The following is an 18,713-nucleotide window of genomic DNA, read 5'->3' as shown; positions in this document are numbered from 1 at the left end:
ACCCCCGCCTTGTGCGGGGGTTTTTACGTTTAGCGCCCGGAATCTGGCCATTCGATGGCTTTTTCCTGGCCACCGGGCAGCACTTGCCAGAAGCGGTCCGGGTCATCGCCAGGGTGCCAGCCGCCCAGCGAACAGCGGACTTCCACGTTGAGCGCTTCGGCCGCGTGCTGCGCGCACTCTTGGTCGGTGTGCCAGGGGGTGTGGGCGCTGTCGAACCACAGGCTGGCAAAGCCGTCGGCGGCGTTGTCCACCAGCAGCACCGGGACGCTTTCCCCCTGATGCTGGCCACGGGTTTTCCACTTGCCCTTGCCCGCCGGGCCCAAGGGTGGGGCATCGAGGGTCTCGCTGAGCCAGGCGTTGAGATCGTCCAGCGACACGCGGGCCAGGTACACTTCGATATCCGGAAACCGCTCCATCATACGCATACCTCATCAGTGGTGAGCAGCGCCTGCAGGGTGGCTTCGTAGATGCGGCTGAGCGCATCGAGGTCGCTGGCCAGCACACGCTCGTTCACCTTGTGAATGGTGTCGTTGAGCGGACCCAGCTCCACCACCTGTGCCCCCAGGGTGGCAATGAAGCGGCCATCGGAGGTGCCGCCGCTGGTCGACAGCTGCGGGCGCTCACCGGTGACGGCTTCCACGCCGCGAATGGCCGCATCGACCAGTTCGCCTTCGGCGGTCAGGAAGGGCTCGCCGTTCAGGGTCCAGTCCACATGGTACTCAAGGCCATGGCGATCCAGAATCGCTTCGGTGCGAGCTTTCAGCGCTTCGTGGGTCACTTCCGTGGAGTAGCGGAAGTTGAACACCACTTCGATGTCGCCAGGGATCACGTTGGTCGCCCCGGTACCCGCGCGCACGTTGGAAATCTGGAAGCTGGTAGCGGGAAAGAAGTCGTTGCCGGCATCCCAGTGCTCGCCTGCCAGGGCATCGAGCGCAGGCAGCGCCTGGTGAATGGGGTTGCGTGCCAGGTGGGGGTAAGCCACGTGCCCCTGCACCCCTTTGACATGCAGCACGCCGCCCAGCGAGCCGCGTCGGCCGTTCTTGATCACATCCCCCAGCCGCGCCGTGGAAGAGGGCTCGCCGACGATGCAGTAGTCCAGCCGTTCGTTGCGCTCGCGCAGGTGCTCCACCACGGCTCGGGTGCCGTCCACGGCGGGGCCTTCCTCATCGGAGGTGATCAGGAAGGCGATACGGCCGTCGTGGTCGGGGTAACGGGCCACGAAGCGCTCCACGGCGGTCAGCATGGCGGCCAGGCTGCCTTTCATGTCGGCCGCACCGCGCCCGCAGAGCATGCCCTGCTCGTCGATGCATGGCTCGAAGGGCGGAAACTCCCAGCTGGTATGCGGCCCGCTGGGCACCACGTCGGTATGCCCGGCGAAGGCCAGCACCGGGCCATGATGGCCGCGCACGGCCCAGAAGTTTTTCACATCGCCGAACGGCAGCTGCTCGACATGGAAACCGAGCGCCGTGAGGCGCTCGATCATCAGGTCCTGGCAGCCCTCGTCGTCCGGGGTCACCGACGCACGACCCAGCAGGTCAAAGGCCAGGGTGAGCGTCGGTGACAGGGCAGCAGACTCAGTTGTGGGCATGCAGCGCCTCGTTCAGCGCAATGGCACTCTTGTTGGTGAGGCACTCGATGCGGCCATTTTGCGAGTTGCGGCGCAGCAGCAGGTCGTCCTGGCCAGCCAGCTCACGGGCGGCCACGGTGTTGACTTCCTGACCCTGGTCGTCGAGGACGGTCACCTTGGAGCCAGCGGTGATGTACAGGCCTGCTTCCACGGTGCAGCGGTCGCCCAGCGGAATGCCGATACCGGCGTTGGCGCCGATCAGGCAGCCTTCACCCACCTTGATGATGATGTTGCCACCACCGGAGAGGGTGCCCATGGTGGAGCAGCCGCCGCCCAGGTCGGAGCCTTTGCCGACCATGACGCCCGCTGAAATGCGGCCTTCGATCATGCCCGGGCCTTCGGTGCCCGCGTTGAAGTTGACGAAGCCTTCGTGCATGACCGTGGTGCCTTCGCCCAGGTAGGCGCCCAGGCGTACGCGGGCGGTGTCGCCAATGCGGATGCCGGTGGGCACGACGTAGTCGGTCATCTTGGGGAACTTGTCGACGCAGTCGACGGACAGCGCGCGGCCTGCCAGGCGTGCCTTGAGGCGGCGAGCCGGCAGCTCCTCGATGTCGATGGCGCCTTCGTTCGTCCAGGCGATGTTGCGCAGCAGGCCGAACATGCCGGTCAGGTCCATACCGTGGGGCTTTACCAGACGGTGGGACAGCAGGTGCAGCTTGAGGTAGACCTCCGGCACGGTTTGCGGCGCCTGGTCGGTGTCCAGGAACATCGCTACCAGCGGGCGCTGGCTAGTGGCGAAAGACTCGGCCAGCGCTGCCTGCTCGGAATGACCCGCGGCTTCCAGTGCTTTGGCCAGGCGGGTGCAGTCTTCCGGCAGGAAGCTGACAGGGCTGTTCTCGGCAGCGGCGCCCAGCGCTTCCTTGGCGGCGGTCACCAAGCTCTCGTCGGGGTTCAGCAGCGGGGCCGGGTAGTAGATTTCCAGCCAGTCACCCTGGGTGTTTTGGGTACCAATTCCAAGCGCAAAGCTCAGCATAACGGGGCTTCCTTCAAGGTTGTGTGTCTAAGAGGGGGCGTTCAGCCGCTCAGTTTGTCGTAATCGCCGTCGCGGTAGCCGACCAGGATGGTGCTGTTGTCGACTTCGAGTAGCGGACGCTTGAGCAGCGTGGGTTGTTCCAGCAGCAGCCGACGGGCCGACGTGGCGTCCAGCTGATCCTTTTCCTCCTGGGGCAGGTTGCGCCAGGTGGTGCTGCGCTTATTGATGGCTTCCAGCAGCGGCACCCGCTCGAGAATATGCTCCAGCAGGCTGGCCGACAGGCCATCCTTGCGCAGGTCATGGGTCTTGAAGGGAATGCCGCTTTCCTCCAGCGCCTTGCGGGCTTTGCGGCAGGTGTCGCAGGTGTTGATGATATATAGCGTCAGCATGGAAAAGCCTCCTTGTCGTGGGGTGTCGCGGCGTTAGCTGCGCTCGATCAGCTGGCGCAGTCGCTTGGCTGCTTCCAGGGTCGGTTCGAGCTCTGCCACCAAGGCTAAGCGTAGTCGACCTGCGCCCGGGTTATGGCCATCCTTGCCAGGGCGGCCCATCAGGCTGCCGGGCAACACGCTGACATGCTGTTCGCTGAACAGCCGCTGGGTAAAGGCGATATCGTCGCCCCCCGGCACGGCGGGCCACAGGTAGAAGCTGGCTTCGGGCGTCGGGAACGACATGACCGGCGCAAGGACGTCGGTGACGGCGCTGAATTTCTCGCGGTAGGCGTCACGGTTGGCGCGCACGTGGGCTTCGTCCTGCCAGGCAGCGATGGAGGCGTGCTGCAGCGGCAGTGACATCGCGCAACCGTGGTAGGTGCGGTAGCGCTTGAACGGGGCGAGGAGATCGGCGTCGCCCGCCACGAAACCCGAGCGCAGCCCTGGCAGGTTGGAGCGTTTGGAGAGCGAATGAAACACCACGCAGCGGCGGTAGTCATCGCGGCCCAGCTCGGCGCAAGCCTGCAGCAGCCCGGGCGGCGGAGTGGCTTCGTCCAGGTAGAGCTCGGAGTAGCACTCGTCGGAGGCAATGATGAAGTCGTGTTCGTCGGCCAGGGCAATGAGCTGCTTGAACTCGGCCAGCGGTGTGACTACGCCGGTGGGGTTGCCCGGTGAGCAGAGAAAGACGATCTGCACGTCGCGCCAGGTGTCGGCGCTGACGGCTGAAAAGTCCGGGCGAAAGCCGTTGTCGGCGGTACAGTCCAGGTAGAGTGGCTCGCCGCCTGCCAGCAGCGTGGCACCTTCGTAGATCTGATAAAACGGGTTGGGTACCGCTACCTTGGCGGGGCGGGTGCGGTCCAGCGCCGCCTGCACGAAAGCGAAGATGGCTTCACGGGTGCCGTTCACCGGCAGCACCTGACGTTCGGCGTCCAGCCCCGACAGGCCAAAGCGCTGGGTGGCCCAGGCGGCAATGGTCTCGCGCAGGGCGGGCAGGCCGTTGGTGGCCGGGTAGCGCGCCATCTCCAGCTGGTGGGCAATGAGGGCGTCCAGTGCGCCCTGGTAAGGGGCATGCTGGGGCTCGCCAATGGTCAGCGGAATATGCGCAAGCCCCGCCGGAGGCGTGAGCGTTGCCTTGAGGGCAGCCAGCTTTTCAAACGGATAGGGGTGCAGGGCATTCAGGTCTGAGTTCATGGCGAGTCCGTACCGTTTATCGAACCGCCGATTATAGGCAACCCCTGGTGCAGGCTCAAACCCAACGACCAGGGGTTGTTCGGCCAGGCATCTGGGCTAGACGCTCAATACGTCGATCAGCCGCTCACGAAGCTGCTGTTGACGGGCGGGGTCGGTGAGTGGCTCACCGGCCTTGGTGGTGATGAAAAAGACGTCCTCGACGCGCTCGCCCAGGGTGGCGATCTTGGCCGCCGACAGGGCGATATCCTGCTCCATGAAGATACGCCCCACCCGGGCCAGCAGGCCAGGACGGTCGGGGGCGGTCAGCTCCAGCAGCGTGCGCTCATTGGCCGGGTCCTGCTCGATGACGACCTCCGTGGGCACCTTGAAGTGCTTCAATTGGCGCGGCGTGTGCCGGGTGACGATTTCGGGGTAGTCGTCCGGGTCGTCCAGCTCTTCCACCAGGTGGCTACGCATCTCTTCGATGCGCAGCGGGTCACGGATCGGCTGGCTGTGGCTATCCAGCACGATGAAGGTGTTCAGCGTCCAGTCGTTGTGGGACGTGGCAATCCGCGCATCGTGGATGGACAGCCCCAACTGCTCCATGGCGGCGGCCGTGGCGGCAAACAGGTCATCCGCAGAGCGGGTGTGGATGAACACCTTGGTGCCACCTTCGGCCATGTCGGCGGTGGGGGCGCTGATCAGCACCAGCGGCAGAGGAGATGGCTGGTGGGCCAGAATGCCTTGGGTCTGCCAGACGATCTCGCTGGGGGCGTACTGCAGGAAGTAGTCTTCCCCAAGGGAGTCCCATAGCGAGTCGATCTGGCTGCTGTCCACCCCGACGGCTTGCAGCAGCGAACGCGCCTCGGTGCGGGTTTCTCTGACCCAGTCGTCTCTGTCCGGCGGGTTTTTCAGCCCTCGCCGCAGAGCGCGCTTGGTCTCCGCATGAAGCTGGCGCAACAGAGAGGCCCGCCAGCCGTTCCACAGCGTGGGGTTGGTGGCATTGATGTCGGCCACGGTGAGCACGTAGAGGTAGTCCAGGCGAGTTTCGTCGCGCACGATCAGTGCAAAGTCGCGGATCACGTCCGGGTCGCTGATGTCGCGCTTCTGGGCGGTCATCGACATCAGCAGGTGATGCTCGACCAGCCAGCTGACCAGGTTCGTATCGTGCTGCGAAACGTGATGACGACGACAGAACTGCTCGACGTCACGGGCGCCGATTTCAGAGTGGTCTCCGCCGCGCCCTTTGCCGATGTCGTGGAACAGCCCGGCGATCCACAGCAGGTCCAGCTTGGGTAGCTGGTGGATCAGGTTGGCGGCCACCGGGAAGTCGTCCTTTGCCTCGGGCTTGCGGAAGCCGTGCAGAAATTTCAGCAGGCGCAGGGTGTGGGCGTCCACGGTATAGATATGAAACAGGTCGTGCTGCATCAGCCCGACCGCTCGGCCGAACTCCGGCAGGTACTTGCCCAGAATGCCGTAACGGTTCATGCGCCGGAGCTGGCGAGGCACGTTGCCCGGCGCCCGCATGAGCGCCATGAAGAGCCGCTGGTGGCGCGGGTCTTCCCGGTAGTGGTCATCGATCTGATGGCGATGGTCACGGATCAGGCGAATGGTGTCGGCGCGCACGCCTTCGATTTCCGGGTGCTTGGCCATCAGCAGGAACAGCTCCAGCATGGCCGCCGGGCGTTCGCGAAACAGGCTGCGCGAGCGGGCCTGGATATAGCCCCCCTTGATCTCGAAGCGGTCGTTGAGCTTGATGGTGGCCAGCGACTCCTTGCCGCGCAGGATCACTTCGTCGAAGTGCTGCAAGAGCATGTCGTTGAGGCCTGCCAGCGCCGTTACATGGCGGTAGTAGCGCTTCATGAACTGTTCGACGGCCAGCCGCTCGGGCGTATCCTTGAAGCCGAACATGTCGGCGATGGTGCGCTGGTGATCGAACAGCAGGCGGTCTTCGGCGCGCCCGGTGAGCATGTGCAGGGCGTAGCGAACCTGCCACAGGAACGACTGCCCCTGGCTGAGGATGCGCAGCTCGGCGTCGTTCATGAACCCGTTGGCGACGATGTCGGTGTACTGCTCGGTGCCGAAGTGCCGCTTGGCGACCCAGCCGATCATCTGAATGTCTCGCAGGCCGCCGGGCGAGCTTTTCAGGTTGGGCTCCAGGTGGTACTCGGAGTTGTTGTAGCGATAGTGGCGGGAGATCTGCTCTTGCCACTTGGCCTCGAAAAAGCGGTCGGCGGGCCATACGTGGGGCGCGCTCAGGCGCTCACGCATCTGTTCACGCAGGCGCTCGGGACCTGCGATCAAGCGCGACTCCAGCAGGTTGGTGATGACCGTCACGTCGGCTTCGGCCTCCCGCTCGCAGTCGTTGAGCGAGCGCACGCTATGGCCGATCTCCAGACCGATGTCCCACAGGAACGTCACGAAGGCGCTCAGCGGCTCCCGGTAGGGGGTGTCGTCATCGTGTTCGAGCAGCAGCAGCAGGTCGATGTCCGAGTGGGGGTGCAGCTCTCCGCGCCCGTAGCCGCCCACCGCCACCAGGGCAATGCCGGTGTCGGGCCAGGCGTGGCGCTGCCAGGCAATCGCCAGCAGCTGGTCGAGATACCATGCGCGGCCACGTACCAGGTCACGAATGTCCGCACCCGCGCGAAACTGCTCGTCGAGGCGCGCCTGAATCTCCTTGAGCGCCGCCTTGAACGGGGCGATGGGAGAGCGTGCCCCGGCCAGCTCGGTGCGAAACAGCGCCAGATCGAACAGCGACGTATCCGGCTCGAACCGGTAGTGGTGTAGTAGCATCAGGCGTTCAGGAAGCCGAAGTCTTCGTCGCTGCGCGCGGTGAGCACTTCCACGCCGGTCTCGGTGACCAGTAGCGTGTGCTCCCACTGTGCCGACAGGCTGCGGTCCTTGGTCACCGCGGTCCAGCCGTCGCGCAGCACTTTGGTCTTGTAGCCGCCCACGTTGATCATCGGCTCGATGGTGAAGCACATGCCCGCGTCGAGGCGAATGTCGGCATCCGGGGCGTAGCCATCGTAGTGCAGGAACTGAGGGTCTTCGTGGAAGTCGGCACCGATGCCGTGGCCGCAGAAGTCACGCACCACCGAGTAGCCATGGGCTTCGGCATGCTGCTGAATCACGCGGGCCAGCTCGGAAAGACGCACGCCGGGTTTGACCAGGGCAATGCTCTTGTACAGACACTCCTGGGTGATGCGGCACAGCCGCTCGCCCTGGATGGTCTCGCCGATCACGAACATCACGCTGGAATCGCCGTGGTACCCGTCGGGGGTGCGCACGGTAATGTCCAGGTTCATGATGTCGCCGCTTTTCAGCTTTTTGGCGTCATCCGGGATGCCGTGGCATACCACGTGGTTGATCGAGGTGCAGGTGGCCTTGGGGAAACCGTGATAGTTCAGCGGTGCCGGGACCGAGCCCAGTTCGTTGACGATGTACTCGTGGCACAGGCGGTCGATCTCGCCGGTGCTGATGCCTGCCTGGATGTGCGGCGTGATCATTTCGATGACGCTGGCGGCCTGGCGTCCGGCTTCGCGCATTTTCTCGATTTCAGAAGGCGTCTTGATAGGAACGTTCATGAATTCTCGATGTGGCTTCAGAGTAGGTGATGAGTAGCATTTTCGGCGGGTAAACGCAGCGGCGACTTCATCTTGGCAATGATCTATGGTATAAAGCCGCGCGCTTTCCTGCAATCGCCATCCGCAGCTTCTTTTGCTGGCGCAGGCGGCAGGCAAGGGCAACAAGAGCGCAACTCAGCATGGCTGGGTTGCAAGATAGCAAGCCTTGAAAACACACATGCACCGGCACATGGTCCCGGGTGCCTTTAGCAACGCCTGGCGGTGCTACTGGTCGGATCCATGGGGTGCGTGGAGGCCTAACCCGAGTTTCAGGAGTTTTACCATGTCTCACGTCAATATGCGTGACCTGCTGAAGGCAGGCGCTCACTTCGGTCACCAGACCAAGTACTGGAATCCGAAGATGGGCAAATACATCTTCGGCGCGCGCAACAAGATCCACATCATCAACCTTGAGCACACTCTGCCGGCGCTGAACGAAGCGATCGACGTGATCGAGAAGATGGCGTCTTCCAACAACAAGATCCTGTTTGTTGGTACCAAGCGCAGCGCGAGCAAGATCATCAAGGAAGAAGCCAACCGTGTTGGCCAGCCGTTCGTCAACCATCGCTGGTTGGGCGGCATGCTGACCAACTTCAAGACCATTCGTCAGTCCATCAAGCGTCTGCGTGACCTGGAAGTCATGCGCGAAGACGGCACGTTCGACAAGCTGACCAAGAAAGAAGTCTTGATGGCCACGCGTGAGCAAGAGAAGCTCGAGCGTTCTATCGGTGGTATCAAGAACATGGGCGGCCTGCCGGACGCACTGTTCGTTATCGACGTTGACCACGAGCGCATCGCGATCAACGAAGCCAACAAGCTGGGTATCCCGGTCATTGGCGTGGTAGATACCAACTCTAACCCGGATGGCGTTGATTACGTGATCCCGGGTAACGATGACTCCATCCGCGCGATCCAGATCTACGTGAAGGCGATTGCCGACGCGTGCACCCGTGCGAAAGAAGGTCGTCCCGAAGAGTTTGTCGAAGTGACGGAAGAAGCCGCTTCTGCCGACGCTGACGCTGCTGCCGAGTAACACTGGCAGTGGGTGCGGCGGGCAGTTGAGCCGCATCGTCAAGAGGGGGCCTTATGCCCCCTTTTTCCCGCTTTGGGCACGCCCAGGCGGGCCGATCACGCCGAGCACCAGGTGCCGGCAAGCGCTCTGCAGCGTGATACGCAACGGTCATCTATCGTGCGTATACTCTGTAGCGCGTTTAACTCTCAGTTAGAACCATTTCCGAGGTGAAATCTCATGGCAGCTATCAGCGCCTCTCAGGTTAAGGAACTGCGCGAACGTACCGGTCTTGGCATGATGGAGTGCAAAAAAGCACTCACCGAAGCCGGCGGCGACATTGACGTGGCGATCGAAAACCTGCGTAAAAGCTCTGGCCTAAAAGCCGCTAAGAAAGCGGGTCGTACCGCTGCAGAAGGCGCCGTGGTAACGCGTGTTGCCGAAGACGGCAGCTACGGCGTCATGGTCGAAATCAACTCTGAAACCGATTTCGTTGCCCGCGACGACAACTTCATCGCTTTCTCCAACAAGATCGCTGATGCGTTCTTCGCTGCCAAGAGCGAAGACGTGGCTGCCGTGATGGCGGGCGACCTGGAGTCTGCGCGTGAGCAGCTGGTTCAGAAAATCGGCGAGAACATCGGCGTGCGTCGTGCCGTCGTGGTAGACGCAGTGGACGCTGGCCTGGTTGGCGAGTACGTTCACGGTGGCCGTATTGGCGTATTGACCGTGCTGAAAGGCGGCAATGCCGAGGTTGCCAAGGACGTTGCCATGCACGTTGCTGCCATCAATCCGGCCGTGGCTCATCCGGCCGACATGCCCCAGGAAGAGCTGGACAAAGAAAAAGCCATCATCCTGGCGCAGCCGGACATGGCAGGCAAGCCCGAGCAGATCGCCGAGAAGATGGTCGAAGGCCGTCTGAAGAAGTATCTGGCCGAGAACAGCCTGACCGAGCAGCCCTTCGTCAAAGACCCGAACCAGACCGTTGCCGAATTCGTCAAGGCAGCTGGCGGTGAAGTAGTCAGCTTCACTCGTTTCGAAGTGGGCGAAGGCATCGAGAAAGAAGAAGTCGACTTTGCCAAAGAAGTTATGGAACAGGCTGGCCGTCGCTAAGGTCGAATGTTTCTGTAAGATGATGGCGTGCGCGCGAGCGCACGCCTTCGTGTATCCGGCCCCTGTGAAATACAGGTGCTGTCTCGCCCACCTGTGTCCAGGTCTGCCTCAGGAGAGATGCCATGTCACGTGAGATTCAAGAGTCTGCCCCCGCTGCCACGAAACTCGACAAGTCGAAATCGAAATACAAGCGTATTTTGCTGAAGCTGTCGGGCGAAGCACTGATGGGAGAGCACGATTTTGGTATCGACCCCAAAGTGCTGGACCGAATGGCACTGGAAATCGGCCAGCTGGTCGGGATCGGTGTGCAGGTGGGTATCGTGATTGGAGGTGGTAACTTGTTCCGTGGCGCTGCGTTGAACGAAGCGGGCATGGATCGAGTGACGGGTGACCACATGGGAATGCTGGCCACCGTGATGAATGCCCTGGCCATGCGCGATGCGCTGGAGCGCTCGAATATTCGTTCACGGGTGATGTCGGCGATTCCCATGAGCGGTGTGGTGGAACACTATGACCGCCGTACTGCCATTCGCTACCTGACTTCCGGTGACGTGGTGCTGTTTTCTGCAGGCACCGGCAACCCTTTCTTTACCACGGACTCGGCCGCCTGCTTGCGCGGTATCGAAGTGGACGTGGACGTCGTCATCAAAGCCACCAAGGTGGACGGCGTGTACAATAAGGACCCGGTGAAGTACCCCGACGCCGTAAAATACGACCAGCTCTCCTACGACGATGCTCTGGAGCAGAAGCTGGGCGTGATGGATTTGACCGCAATCTGCCTGGTACGTGACCATGATATGCCGGTGCGGGTATTCGATATGAACAAGCCTGGTGCCCTGCTGAATCTGGTAGTAGGGGGCAAGGAAGGCACGCTGATAGACAGAGGGTAACAACGTGATCAACGACATCAAGAAAGATGCAGAATCTCGCATGAAGAAGAGCGTCGAGGCGCTGCACGTCAACTTTAACAAGATTCGTACCGGGCGTGCGCATCCCAGCATCCTGGATGCCGTGACCGTTGAGTACTACGGTGGCCAAGTGCCGTTGAATCAGGTGGCCTCGGTCAGCGTCGAAGACGCGCGTACCTTGGCCGTTGCTCCTTGGGAGCAGGGTATGGTGCCGAAGATCGAAAAAGCGATCATGACCTCTGACCTGGGGCTCAACCCCTCCAGTGCGGGTAACGTGATTCGCGTGCCCATGCCGATGCTCACCGAAGAAACGCGCAAGGGCTACATCAAGCAGGCGCGTGGCGAGGCCGAGACGGCCCGTGTGGCGGTGCGTAACGTGCGTCGTGACGCCAACGGTGACTTCAAGTCGCTGTTGAAAGAGAAAGAGATCACTGAAGATGATCAGCGCCAGGGCGAAGACGAGATCCAGAAGCTGACCGACAAGTACATCGCCGAGATCGACAAGGCGTTGGCCGCAAAAGAGCAGGATCTCATGCAGGTATAACGATGTCGTCGACATCGCAGACTGCGTTCACTTCACCACGGGCAGCCTGGCTGCCCGTGGGCCATCGCTTGGCTTTAATATGATTGATCTTTGGTGCGAGACCCCATGACCTCCCCCCAGCTTCCCCCACAGCAGCCGGGCGGCACGGAGCCTTCTCGATCCGAGGGGGTGATGCCGTCCCATGTTGCGATCATCATGGATGGTAACAATCGCTGGGCTCGGGCGCGTGGGCTGTCAGGTGCGCGGGGCCATCGAGCGGGCGTCGAAGCCGTGCGTGCCGTCATCGAGCGTGCCGCCGAGCGGGGCGTTGGAACCCTCAGCCTGTTTGCGTTCTCCAGTGAAAACTGGAAGCGTCCAGCGGCCGAGGTCAACGCGCTGATGGAGCTTTTTCTGATGGCCTTGAAACGCGAGGTCAAGAAGCTTCACGAGCGCAATATACGGCTTTCCATCATTGGCGAGCAGCGTGGCTTTTCCCACGCCATCCAGAAACACATTCAGCGTGCTCAGGCACTGACTGCCGACAATACGGGCATGCACCTGGTGATTGCCGCCAACTACGGCGGCCAGTGGGATATCACTCGCGCCGCACGCCAGTTGGCCGAGCAGGTCGCCGCAGGCGAGTTGAGCCCCGACGCCATTGACGAAGCGCGGATGGATGCCGCCATGGGGGTCGAGCAGGTGCCGCCGGTGGATCTGTGTATCCGCACCAGCGGCGAGCAGCGCCTGTCCAATTTCCTGCTTTGGCAGTTGGCTTATGCAGAACTGCATTTTTCACCCTTGCTGTGGCCCGACTTCAACGGGGCGGCTTTCGACAAGGCGGTCGACGATTTCTGCTTGAGACGTCGCCGTTTTGGCATGACCGACGAACAAATAGAGGCGCAAGGTGCTTAAACAGCGAATCATCACCGCTGCCTGGCTGGCACCCCTGGTGCTGGCCGGGCTGTTTGGATTACAGGGCGGCGCGTTTGCGCTGTTTACCGCCGTCGTGGTGCTTCTGGGTGCCTGGGAGTGGACCAATCTCGCAGGCGTGACGCAACCGAGCCAGCGGCTCGGTTGCGTCGTCGGAATGGCAATACTCATGGCGCTGCTGTGGTTCAGTGGGGCGGCTTATGCCGTCTGGCCGCTATGGCTGGCTGCCGCCGGTTGGCTGCTGAACCTGTACTGGGTGACCCAGTACCCGGCGGCGGGCCAGCAGTGGCAGAGCACCACCCGGCGGCTGTCGATGGGCGCCTGGGTGCTGCTGCCTTGCTGGGTGGGGTTCAACGTCCTGCGTGATAGCGGCGCCGTGTGGCTGCTGTTCGTGCTGCTGTTGGTGTGGAGCGCGGACATCGGCGCGTACTTTGCTGGCCGCCGTTGGGGCAAGCGCAAGCTGGCCCCGCGGGTCAGCCCCGGCAAGTCCTGGGAAGGCGTGCTGGGCGGGCTTGCCGCTACGAGCTTGCTGGCGCTGCTGTTCGCCCTGTGGCAGCCCTTGGGCGTCGCTGGTGGCATCGCGCTGCTGTTGGTCACGGCCGTCGTCACGCTGATCTCGGTGCTGGGTGACCTGCTGGAAAGCATGCTCAAGCGTTACCGTGACATCAAGGATTCCAGCCAGCTGCTGCCCGGCCATGGGGGCGTGCTGGACCGTATCGATAGCCTGACCGCCGCCATACCGATCTTTGCCTTGTTCTACCTGCTGGTACTACAGGCCCAGGTGAGTGCGCTATGAGTACCGTGCCTGTTCAGCAAGTGACGGTGCTCGGGGCCACGGGCTCGATAGGCACCAGTACTCTGGATGTGATCGCCCGCCACCCTGACCGCTATCGCGTTTATGCGCTGACGGCCCATACCTCAAAAGAAGCCCTGCTGGCGCAGTGTCGGGAACATCGGCCCCGGTTTGCGGTGCTGGATGATGCGAACGATGCCGAGTGGCTTCAGCAGGCACTCGCACCAACGGGCATCGATACCAAGGTGCTCTCTGGCCCCGAGGCGCTATGCGATGTCGCCAGTGCGCCAGAGGTCGATACCGTCATGGCCGCCATCGTGGGGGCCGCTGGCCTTCTGCCAGCGCTGGCGGCGGCAGAGGCAGGCAAACGCGTGCTGCTGGCCAATAAAGAGGCGCTGGTCATGAGTGGCGCGCTGTTCATGGAGGCGGTCGAGCGCTCTGGTGCCATCCTGCTGCCGATCGATTCTGAACACAATGCCATCTATCAGTGTCTACCCAGCGAGCATCGTGGTGGGCTGGCCAAGCATGGCGTGCGTCAACTGCTGTTGACCGCGTCGGGCGGTCCCTTCCGGGGCTGGGCGGCGGCCGACATCGCCAAGGTGACGCCTGAACAGGCGTGTGCACATCCGAACTGGTCCATGGGACGCAAGATCTCCGTCGACAGCGCTACGCTGATGAACAAAGGGCTGGAGCTGATCGAGGCCTGCTGGCTGTTCGACGCCGCGCCTGAGCAGGTACAGGTGGTCGTACACCCGCAAAGCGTCATCCACTCGATGGCAGCCTATGACGATGGCTCGGTGATTGCCCAACTGGGCAACCCCGATATGCGTACCCCGATTGCTTACGGCCTGGCGTGGCCGGAGCGCATCGATGCTGGCGTCGAAGCGCTGGATCTGTTCCAGGTGGCACGACTGGATTTCGAGGCGCCTGACGAGGCACTGTTTCCCTGTTTGCGGCTGGCGCGGGAAGCGATTCAAAAGGGTGGCGCGGCGCCAGCCATTCTCAATGCGGCCAACGAAGTGGCGGTGGATGCCTTTCTGACCGAAACCATCGGCTTCAGCGAGATTGCCGAGGTGGTGGCAGCGGTCATGGCACAGCCTTATCAGGGCGATGCCGCGTCTCTCGAGCAAGTATTGAATGCGGATCGCTGGGCGCGTGAGCAGGCGGAAATCATCGTGCGCCAGCGAATGGCTGAGCACTCTCCACTTTAACGGCGGGTCATGTAAAGGAGCACGGCGTGGGCCTGATACAGAATATTCTAGCGGTTATCGTGGTATTGGGCCTGCTGGTCACGTTTCACGAGTTTGGCCACTTTTGGGTGGCGCGCCGGTGCGGTGTGAAGGTGCTGAGGTTCTCGGTCGGTTTTGGCAAGCCGCTGTGGTCGACGGTGGACCGCCACGGGACCGAATTTGCGGTGGCCGCCATTCCTTTGGGTGGCTACGTGAAAATGCTCGACGAGCGCGAAGCGCCGGTCCCTGAAGATCAGCTGGACCAGGCGTTCAATCGCAAGACCGTCTGGCAGCGTATCGCCATCGTGGCGGCAGGCCCCATCGCCAATTTCCTGCTGGCCATCGTGGCTTATTGGGCACTGTTCGTGGCCGGTACCACCACGGTGGCGCCGATTGTCGGGCCGGTCACGCCCAACTCGCCAGCGGCCGAGGCTGGCTTGCCTCAGGGCAGTGAAATTACCGCCATCCAGGGCGATGTCATGCGCTCCTGGGAAGAGATCAATTTGAAGCTGGTGTCGATGATCGGCTTCAATGGCGAGCTGGAGATCGAAGCGCGTCCGGAAGGCAGCAGTGCCTCGCGTGCGTATCAACTGCCGATCAGCCGCTACATGGTTCGCCAAGACCCGCCGCAACCGCTGGAAACGCTGGGCTTCGTGCCGTGGCGGCCTGATGTCCCAGCCGTGCTTGGGCAGGTGCTGGAGGGGCAGGCAGCGGCCGAGGCTGGCCTCCAGCCGGGAGATCGTATTACGTCGTTGAACGGTGAGCCGGTTCGCGACTGGATGCAGTTCGTCGAGATCATCCGTGACAGCGCAGGCGAAGCCCTTCGCGTGGATTACCAGCGCAACGGTGAATCCGGCACGCTCACCATGACCCCAGGTCGCAATACGCTGGAGAGTGGCGTCGAGGTTGGGTACATTGGGGCAGGTGCCGAGCCGGTCAACTGGCCTGACGAGCTGCTGCGCGACATTCGCTATGGACCCATCGAGGCATTGGGCCAAGCGTTGTCACGTACCGGTGACATGGTCGTGCTCACGGTAGATGCCATTCGTAAAATGCTGGTGGGGCTGATTTCGCCCTCCAACCTGTCGGGGCCCATCACCATCGCGCAAATCTCCGGAGATTCGGCGCGTGCGGGCACCGAAGCCTTCGTCAGCTTTCTGGCGTATCTGTCGATCAGCCTGGGTGTGCTAAATTTGCTGCCTATCCCCGTGCTCGACGGTGGTCATTTGCTTTACTATTTTGTCGAGGTGCTGCGCGGGCGACCGGTATCCGAGCAGACACAAGCAATAGGTCTTCGCATAGGGCTGGCCATGGTAGGCACCCTGATGCTGATGGCGCTCTATTTTGACTTGATGCGCCTGTGGTAATAACGCGTGTAGCGCGTGGATGGCTTGTCATCTGCCTGCACAAATGTATATGGTGCCTGTCTCAACGACAGGCAGACCAACGCGAGCGAACTGACTGCATGAAAATCAAGACCCTTGGAATGGCGGCACTCTTGCTGGCGGGCGCCAGCGGCGCCCAGGCACAATCCTTTGATGTTTCGGACATTCGTGTGGAAGGACTACAGCGGGTATCCGCCGCCTCGGTCTTTAATGCGTTTCCTGTCAGTGCCAATGACCGCGTCGATGAGCAGCAGCTGGCCGCCGCCGCGCGTGACCTTTTCGCCACCGGCCTGTTCGAGGACGTCTCGCTGGCCCGCGAAGGCGATGTTCTGGTCATCCAGGTCGTCGAGCGTCCCACCATTGCTCGCCTGAACATTACCGGCAACCGTCAGATTTCCGATGACGACCTGCGTAATGGCCTGCGCCAGTCCGGCCTTTCCGAAGGGCAAGTGCTGCAGCTCTCTACCCTGGACGACATCGAGCGTGAACTGGAAGGGGTGTACCAGGCGCAGGGCCGCTACAGTGCCAGCATCAATGTCGCCGTGGATGAAATCGATGAAGGCCGAGTTCAGGTCAACATCGATATCAACGAAGGTGAAGTGGCCAAGATTCGCCAGATCAATATCGTGGGCAACCGTGACTTCGATGACGACACGCTGCGTAGCGTCTTCGAGCTGAACGACCGCCCAGGACGTTTCTTTGGCTGGTTCTCGCGGGACGAGTACTCCCGAGAAGCGCTCTCGGGGGACATCGAGCGCCTGCGCTCTTTCTACCTCGACCGTGGCTATGTCAACTTCGACGTGACCTCCACGCAAGTCTCGATTGGGCCTGAAAAGTCCGAGATCTTCGTGACGCTGAACATCGACGAAGGCACCCAGTATCGGGTCGGCAACATTCGGTTTGCCGGAGACCTGCAAATCAGCGAAAGCGAAGCGCGCAACCTGCTGCAGGTCAGCAGTGGCGAGATTTTCTCCCGTGGCGACGTCAACGCCTCTACGGAAGCCCTGCGTCAGCGCCTGGGAGCCGAAGGCTTTGCCTTTGCCGAGGTGCGCGGTATCCCTGAAATGGCCGGTGACGGTGAAACGGTCGATCTGGTGATCGCCGTCGACCCAGGCCAGCGTACTTACGTGCGTCGTATCGAATTCTTTGGTAACACCACCACGCAGGATGAAGTGTTGCGCCGTGAAATGATTCAGTTGGAGGGCGCGCCTGCCTCCACGGAATCCATCACCCAGTCGCGCCAGCGTCTGGAGCGTCTTGGCTTCTTCAGCCAGGTGGAAGTCGACACTCAGCCCGTGCCAGGGCAGCCTGATCTGCTGGACGTGACCTACAACGTCGAAGAGCAGCCGTCTGGTTCGGTCTCCGCCAGCGTCGGTTTCTCGCAGAGCGCCGGGGTGATCTACGGCGTCGGTCTGGCCCAGAACAACTTCCTGGGTACCGGTAACCGCGTCAACATCGGTGCTCAGCGCAGTGACACGTTCACCAGCGTGAACTTTGCCTTTACCGACCCGTACTGGACCCTGGACGGTATTTCACGGGGCTATAACGTTTTCTATCGCGAGACGGACTACGCCGACTCCGATATTTCCACGTTCTCCACCGACGCCTACGGCGCGGGCATCAACTTCGGTTACCCCATCAGTGAGCTGTCGCGGCTCAACTTCGGGGCGAGCATCGAAGACATCACCGTCAAGACCTACTTCGATACGGCCTCTGAAATTCGCCGTTACGTAGAAGACGAAGGTGACAACGCTCAGAGCCTGAAGCTGACCGCCAGCTGGACCCGCAACAACCTGAACCGCGGTATCATGCCGACGGCAGGTAATTACCAGCGTCTCTCGCTGGAAACCGGTGTGCCGGGCAGCGATGCGGAGTACTACAAGGTTCAGGCCCGCGCGCAGCAGCTCTTCCCGATCAACGACGATGAGACCTGGGCATTCAAGTTCAGCGGTAACCTGGGCTATGCCGATACTCTGGCCAGCAATGACCCTTACCCCTTCTACGAGAACTTCTATGCAGGGGGCCTGGGCTCGGTGCGTGGCTTCACGTCCAATACTCTGGGGCAGCGCACCACGCCCGCCCGCGAGGGTGCACGTGACCGTACCCTCGGGGGTAACGTGCTGGTTCAAGGCAGCGCAGAAGTCCTCTTCCCGATGCCGTTCGTCGAGAACCAGCGCTCGGTACAGCCTTCGCTGTTCCTGGATGCCGGTAATACCTTCCTGAGCTCCTGCTATGACGTGCTGGAAGAAGACGCGGGCCGCCAGCGTTGCAGTTCCGGCGTGGATCTGGGCGATTTACGCTACAGTGTGGGTATTGGCCTTTCCTGGCTGACGCCCGTGGGTCCCTTGACCTTCAGCATCGCAGAGCCGTTAAACGATGAAAGTGGCGATGATACGCAGTTCTTCCAGTTCTCGCTTGGCCAAACGTTCTAATTCAAGGAGTGTCATGATAATGCGTAAACTGACCGCCGCTGTGTGCCTGTTCGGGGCCATGACGCTACCCGCCTACGCGGCTGAAGTCGCTGTACTGGATTGGCGCGCAGCGCTGATGAACACCCAGTCGGCACAATCCTCGCTGAGCCAGTTGGAAAGCCAGATTGGTGGCCAGCAGCGCGAAGCTCAGTCGCTGGGTAACGAGCTGCAGCAGCTGCAAACTCGCTTGCAGCAGCAGGGCGAGACCATGTCGCAATCCGAGCGCGATGCGCTGATTGCCGAGCTGCAGCAGAAGGGCAGCCGTTTCGAGCAGCTTCGTCGTGAAGTGATGCAGGCGCAGCAAACCTCCGAGCAGCAGTTCCTCGAAAGCGCCGAGTCGAAGCTTGAGCGTGCCGTCGAGCAGGTGCTGGAGCGTCACAACATCGACGTGCTGGTAGAGCCGCAGGGAGTGCTGCACTCTTCGACGGATCTTCCCAACGTGACCAACGAGGTCACGCAGATTTTTGATTCGCTGAACTAATTCATGACCGTGGGTGCGGCGCTCGTTGGCCGCACCGCTGCTTTCCTGGGCTC

General features: G+C 61.9%; 17 protein-coding genes. 10 read left to right on the top strand and 7 right to left on the bottom strand.

Annotated features, from left to right (window positions below; translation table 11 throughout):
- Positions 1-29 precede the first annotated feature (29 nt).
- The 7 genes from LG409_RS15660 to map all read right to left on the bottom strand — a co-directional run bounded on the left by LG409_RS15660 (position 30) and on the right by map (position 7,782).
- Complete coding sequence (locus LG409_RS15660; protein ID WP_039175225.1) at positions 30-419, bottom strand: hypothetical protein; 390 nt, start codon at positions 417-419, stop codon at positions 30-32.
- Positions 416-1,588 (bottom strand): succinyl-diaminopimelate desuccinylase, encoded by a 1,173-nt coding sequence (gene dapE / locus LG409_RS15655; protein ID WP_227407082.1) that lies wholly within the window; start codon positions 1,586-1,588, stop codon positions 416-418. Before dapE ends, LG409_RS15660 begins: the two co-directional genes overlap by 4 nt.
- Positions 1,575-2,600 carry a 2,3,4,5-tetrahydropyridine-2,6-dicarboxylate N-succinyltransferase gene (dapD, locus tag LG409_RS15650; RefSeq protein ID WP_227407081.1) on the bottom strand — a complete coding sequence of 342 codons (1,026 nt, stop codon included), beginning with the start codon at positions 2,598-2,600 and terminating at the stop codon, positions 1,575-1,577. Before dapD ends, dapE begins: the two co-directional genes overlap by 14 nt.
- A 41-nt stretch (positions 2,601-2,641) precedes the next feature.
- Positions 2,642-2,989, bottom strand: coding sequence for a Spx/MgsR family RNA polymerase-binding regulatory protein (locus tag LG409_RS15645; protein ID WP_016915053.1), 348 nt, complete (start codon positions 2,987-2,989; stop codon positions 2,642-2,644).
- A gap of 33 nt (positions 2,990-3,022) precedes the next feature.
- Positions 3,023-4,219 (bottom strand): succinyldiaminopimelate transaminase, encoded by a 1,197-nt coding sequence (gene dapC, locus LG409_RS15640; protein WP_227407080.1) that lies wholly within the window; start codon positions 4,217-4,219, stop codon positions 3,023-3,025.
- Between the two features lie 96 nt (positions 4,220-4,315).
- Positions 4,316-6,991 (bottom strand): [protein-PII] uridylyltransferase, encoded by a 2,676-nt coding sequence (locus tag LG409_RS15635; protein WP_227407079.1) that lies wholly within the window; start codon positions 6,989-6,991, stop codon positions 4,316-4,318.
- On the bottom strand, positions 6,991-7,782 hold the full coding sequence (gene map, locus LG409_RS15630) for a type I methionyl aminopeptidase (RefSeq protein WP_039175230.1): 792 nt from the start codon (positions 7,780-7,782) through the stop codon (positions 6,991-6,993). The genes LG409_RS15635 and map overlap by 1 nt, the downstream gene beginning before the upstream one ends.
- Positions 7,783-8,104: 322 nt before the next feature.
- Here map and rpsB point away from each other — a divergent pair, with 322 nt between their 5' ends.
- The 10 genes from rpsB to LG409_RS15580 all read left to right on the top strand — a co-directional run bounded on the left by rpsB (position 8,105) and on the right by LG409_RS15580 (position 18,660).
- Positions 8,105-8,854: a 30S ribosomal protein S2 gene (gene rpsB / locus LG409_RS15625; RefSeq protein ID WP_039175231.1), complete on the top strand. Its 750-nt coding sequence runs from the start codon at positions 8,105-8,107 to the stop codon at positions 8,852-8,854.
- 216 nt (positions 8,855-9,070) lie between these two features.
- Positions 9,071-9,940 carry a translation elongation factor Ts gene (gene tsf / locus LG409_RS15620; RefSeq protein WP_039175232.1) on the top strand — a complete coding sequence of 290 codons (870 nt, stop codon included), beginning with the start codon at positions 9,071-9,073 and terminating at the stop codon, positions 9,938-9,940.
- A gap of 122 nt (positions 9,941-10,062) precedes the next feature.
- Complete coding sequence (gene pyrH / locus LG409_RS15615) at positions 10,063-10,830, top strand: UMP kinase (protein ID WP_039175233.1); 768 nt, start codon at positions 10,063-10,065, stop codon at positions 10,828-10,830.
- Positions 10,831-10,834: 4 nt separating this feature from the next.
- Positions 10,835-11,392, top strand: a complete 558-nt coding sequence (gene frr, locus LG409_RS15610) for a ribosome recycling factor (protein WP_039175234.1) — start codon at positions 10,835-10,837, stop codon at positions 11,390-11,392.
- Positions 11,393-11,497: 105 nt separating this feature from the next.
- Positions 11,498-12,283: a polyprenyl diphosphate synthase gene (gene uppS, locus LG409_RS15605; protein WP_039175235.1), complete on the top strand. Its 786-nt coding sequence runs from the start codon at positions 11,498-11,500 to the stop codon at positions 12,281-12,283.
- On the top strand, positions 12,276-13,097 hold the full coding sequence (locus tag LG409_RS15600) for a phosphatidate cytidylyltransferase (RefSeq protein ID WP_227407078.1): 822 nt from the start codon (positions 12,276-12,278) through the stop codon (positions 13,095-13,097). The genes uppS and LG409_RS15600 overlap by 8 nt, the downstream gene beginning before the upstream one ends.
- Positions 13,094-14,305, top strand: coding sequence for a 1-deoxy-D-xylulose-5-phosphate reductoisomerase (ispC, locus tag LG409_RS15595; protein ID WP_189462673.1), 1,212 nt, complete (start codon positions 13,094-13,096; stop codon positions 14,303-14,305). Before LG409_RS15600 ends, ispC begins: the two co-directional genes overlap by 4 nt.
- A gap of 26 nt (positions 14,306-14,331) precedes the next feature.
- Positions 14,332-15,690 (top strand): RIP metalloprotease RseP, encoded by a 1,359-nt coding sequence (gene rseP, locus LG409_RS15590; protein WP_227407077.1) that lies wholly within the window; start codon positions 14,332-14,334, stop codon positions 15,688-15,690.
- Positions 15,691-15,788: 98 nt separating this feature from the next.
- A complete protein-coding gene (gene bamA, locus LG409_RS15585) occupies positions 15,789-18,140 on the top strand; it encodes an outer membrane protein assembly factor BamA (protein ID WP_373294982.1) in 2,352 nt (783 codons plus the stop codon).
- 19 nt (positions 18,141-18,159) lie between these two features.
- Positions 18,160-18,660, top strand: coding sequence for an OmpH family outer membrane protein (locus tag LG409_RS15580; protein ID WP_039175240.1), 501 nt, complete (start codon positions 18,160-18,162; stop codon positions 18,658-18,660).
- Positions 18,661-18,713: the final 53 nt, after the last annotated feature.

The sequence above is a fragment of the Halomonas sp. NyZ770 genome, assembly GCF_020616575.1.
GTDB classification, from domain to species: Bacteria; Pseudomonadota; Gammaproteobacteria; order Pseudomonadales; family Halomonadaceae; genus Vreelandella; species Vreelandella hamiltonii.
Note: the sequence above shows the minus strand (reverse complement) of the source record. Positions and strands in the feature narration are given on the sequence as shown.

Excerpts from the sequence above, each read along its gene's own strand:
- LG409_RS15660 (WP_039175225.1), bottom strand. The coding sequence starts at position 419 with ATGATGGAGCGGTTTCCGGATATCGAAGTGTACCTGGCCCGCGTGTCG.
- dapE (WP_227407082.1), bottom strand. The coding sequence starts at position 1,588 with ATGCCCACAACTGAGTCTGCTGCCCTGTCACCGACGCTCACCCTGGCC.
- dapD (WP_227407081.1), bottom strand. The coding sequence starts at position 2,600 with ATGCTGAGCTTTGCGCTTGGAATTGGTACCCAAAACACCCAGGGTGAC.
- LG409_RS15645 (WP_016915053.1), bottom strand. The coding sequence starts at position 2,989 with ATGCTGACGCTATATATCATCAACACCTGCGACACCTGCCGCAAAGCC.
- dapC (WP_227407080.1), bottom strand. The coding sequence starts at position 4,219 with ATGAACTCAGACCTGAATGCCCTGCACCCCTATCCGTTTGAAAAGCTG.
- LG409_RS15635 (WP_227407079.1), bottom strand. The coding sequence starts at position 6,991 with ATGCTACTACACCACTACCGGTTCGAGCCGGATACGTCGCTGTTCGAT.
- map (WP_039175230.1), bottom strand. The coding sequence starts at position 7,782 with ATGAACGTTCCTATCAAGACGCCTTCTGAAATCGAGAAAATGCGCGAA.
- rpsB (WP_039175231.1), top strand. The coding sequence starts at position 8,105 with ATGTCTCACGTCAATATGCGTGACCTGCTGAAGGCAGGCGCTCACTTC.
- tsf (WP_039175232.1), top strand. The coding sequence starts at position 9,071 with ATGGCAGCTATCAGCGCCTCTCAGGTTAAGGAACTGCGCGAACGTACC.
- pyrH (WP_039175233.1), top strand. The coding sequence starts at position 10,063 with ATGTCACGTGAGATTCAAGAGTCTGCCCCCGCTGCCACGAAACTCGAC.
- uppS (WP_039175235.1), top strand. The coding sequence starts at position 11,498 with ATGACCTCCCCCCAGCTTCCCCCACAGCAGCCGGGCGGCACGGAGCCT.
- ispC (WP_189462673.1), top strand. The coding sequence starts at position 13,094 with ATGAGTACCGTGCCTGTTCAGCAAGTGACGGTGCTCGGGGCCACGGGC.
- bamA (WP_373294982.1), top strand. The coding sequence starts at position 15,789 with ATGAAAATCAAGACCCTTGGAATGGCGGCACTCTTGCTGGCGGGCGCC.
- LG409_RS15580 (WP_039175240.1), top strand. The coding sequence starts at position 18,160 with ATGCGTAAACTGACCGCCGCTGTGTGCCTGTTCGGGGCCATGACGCTA.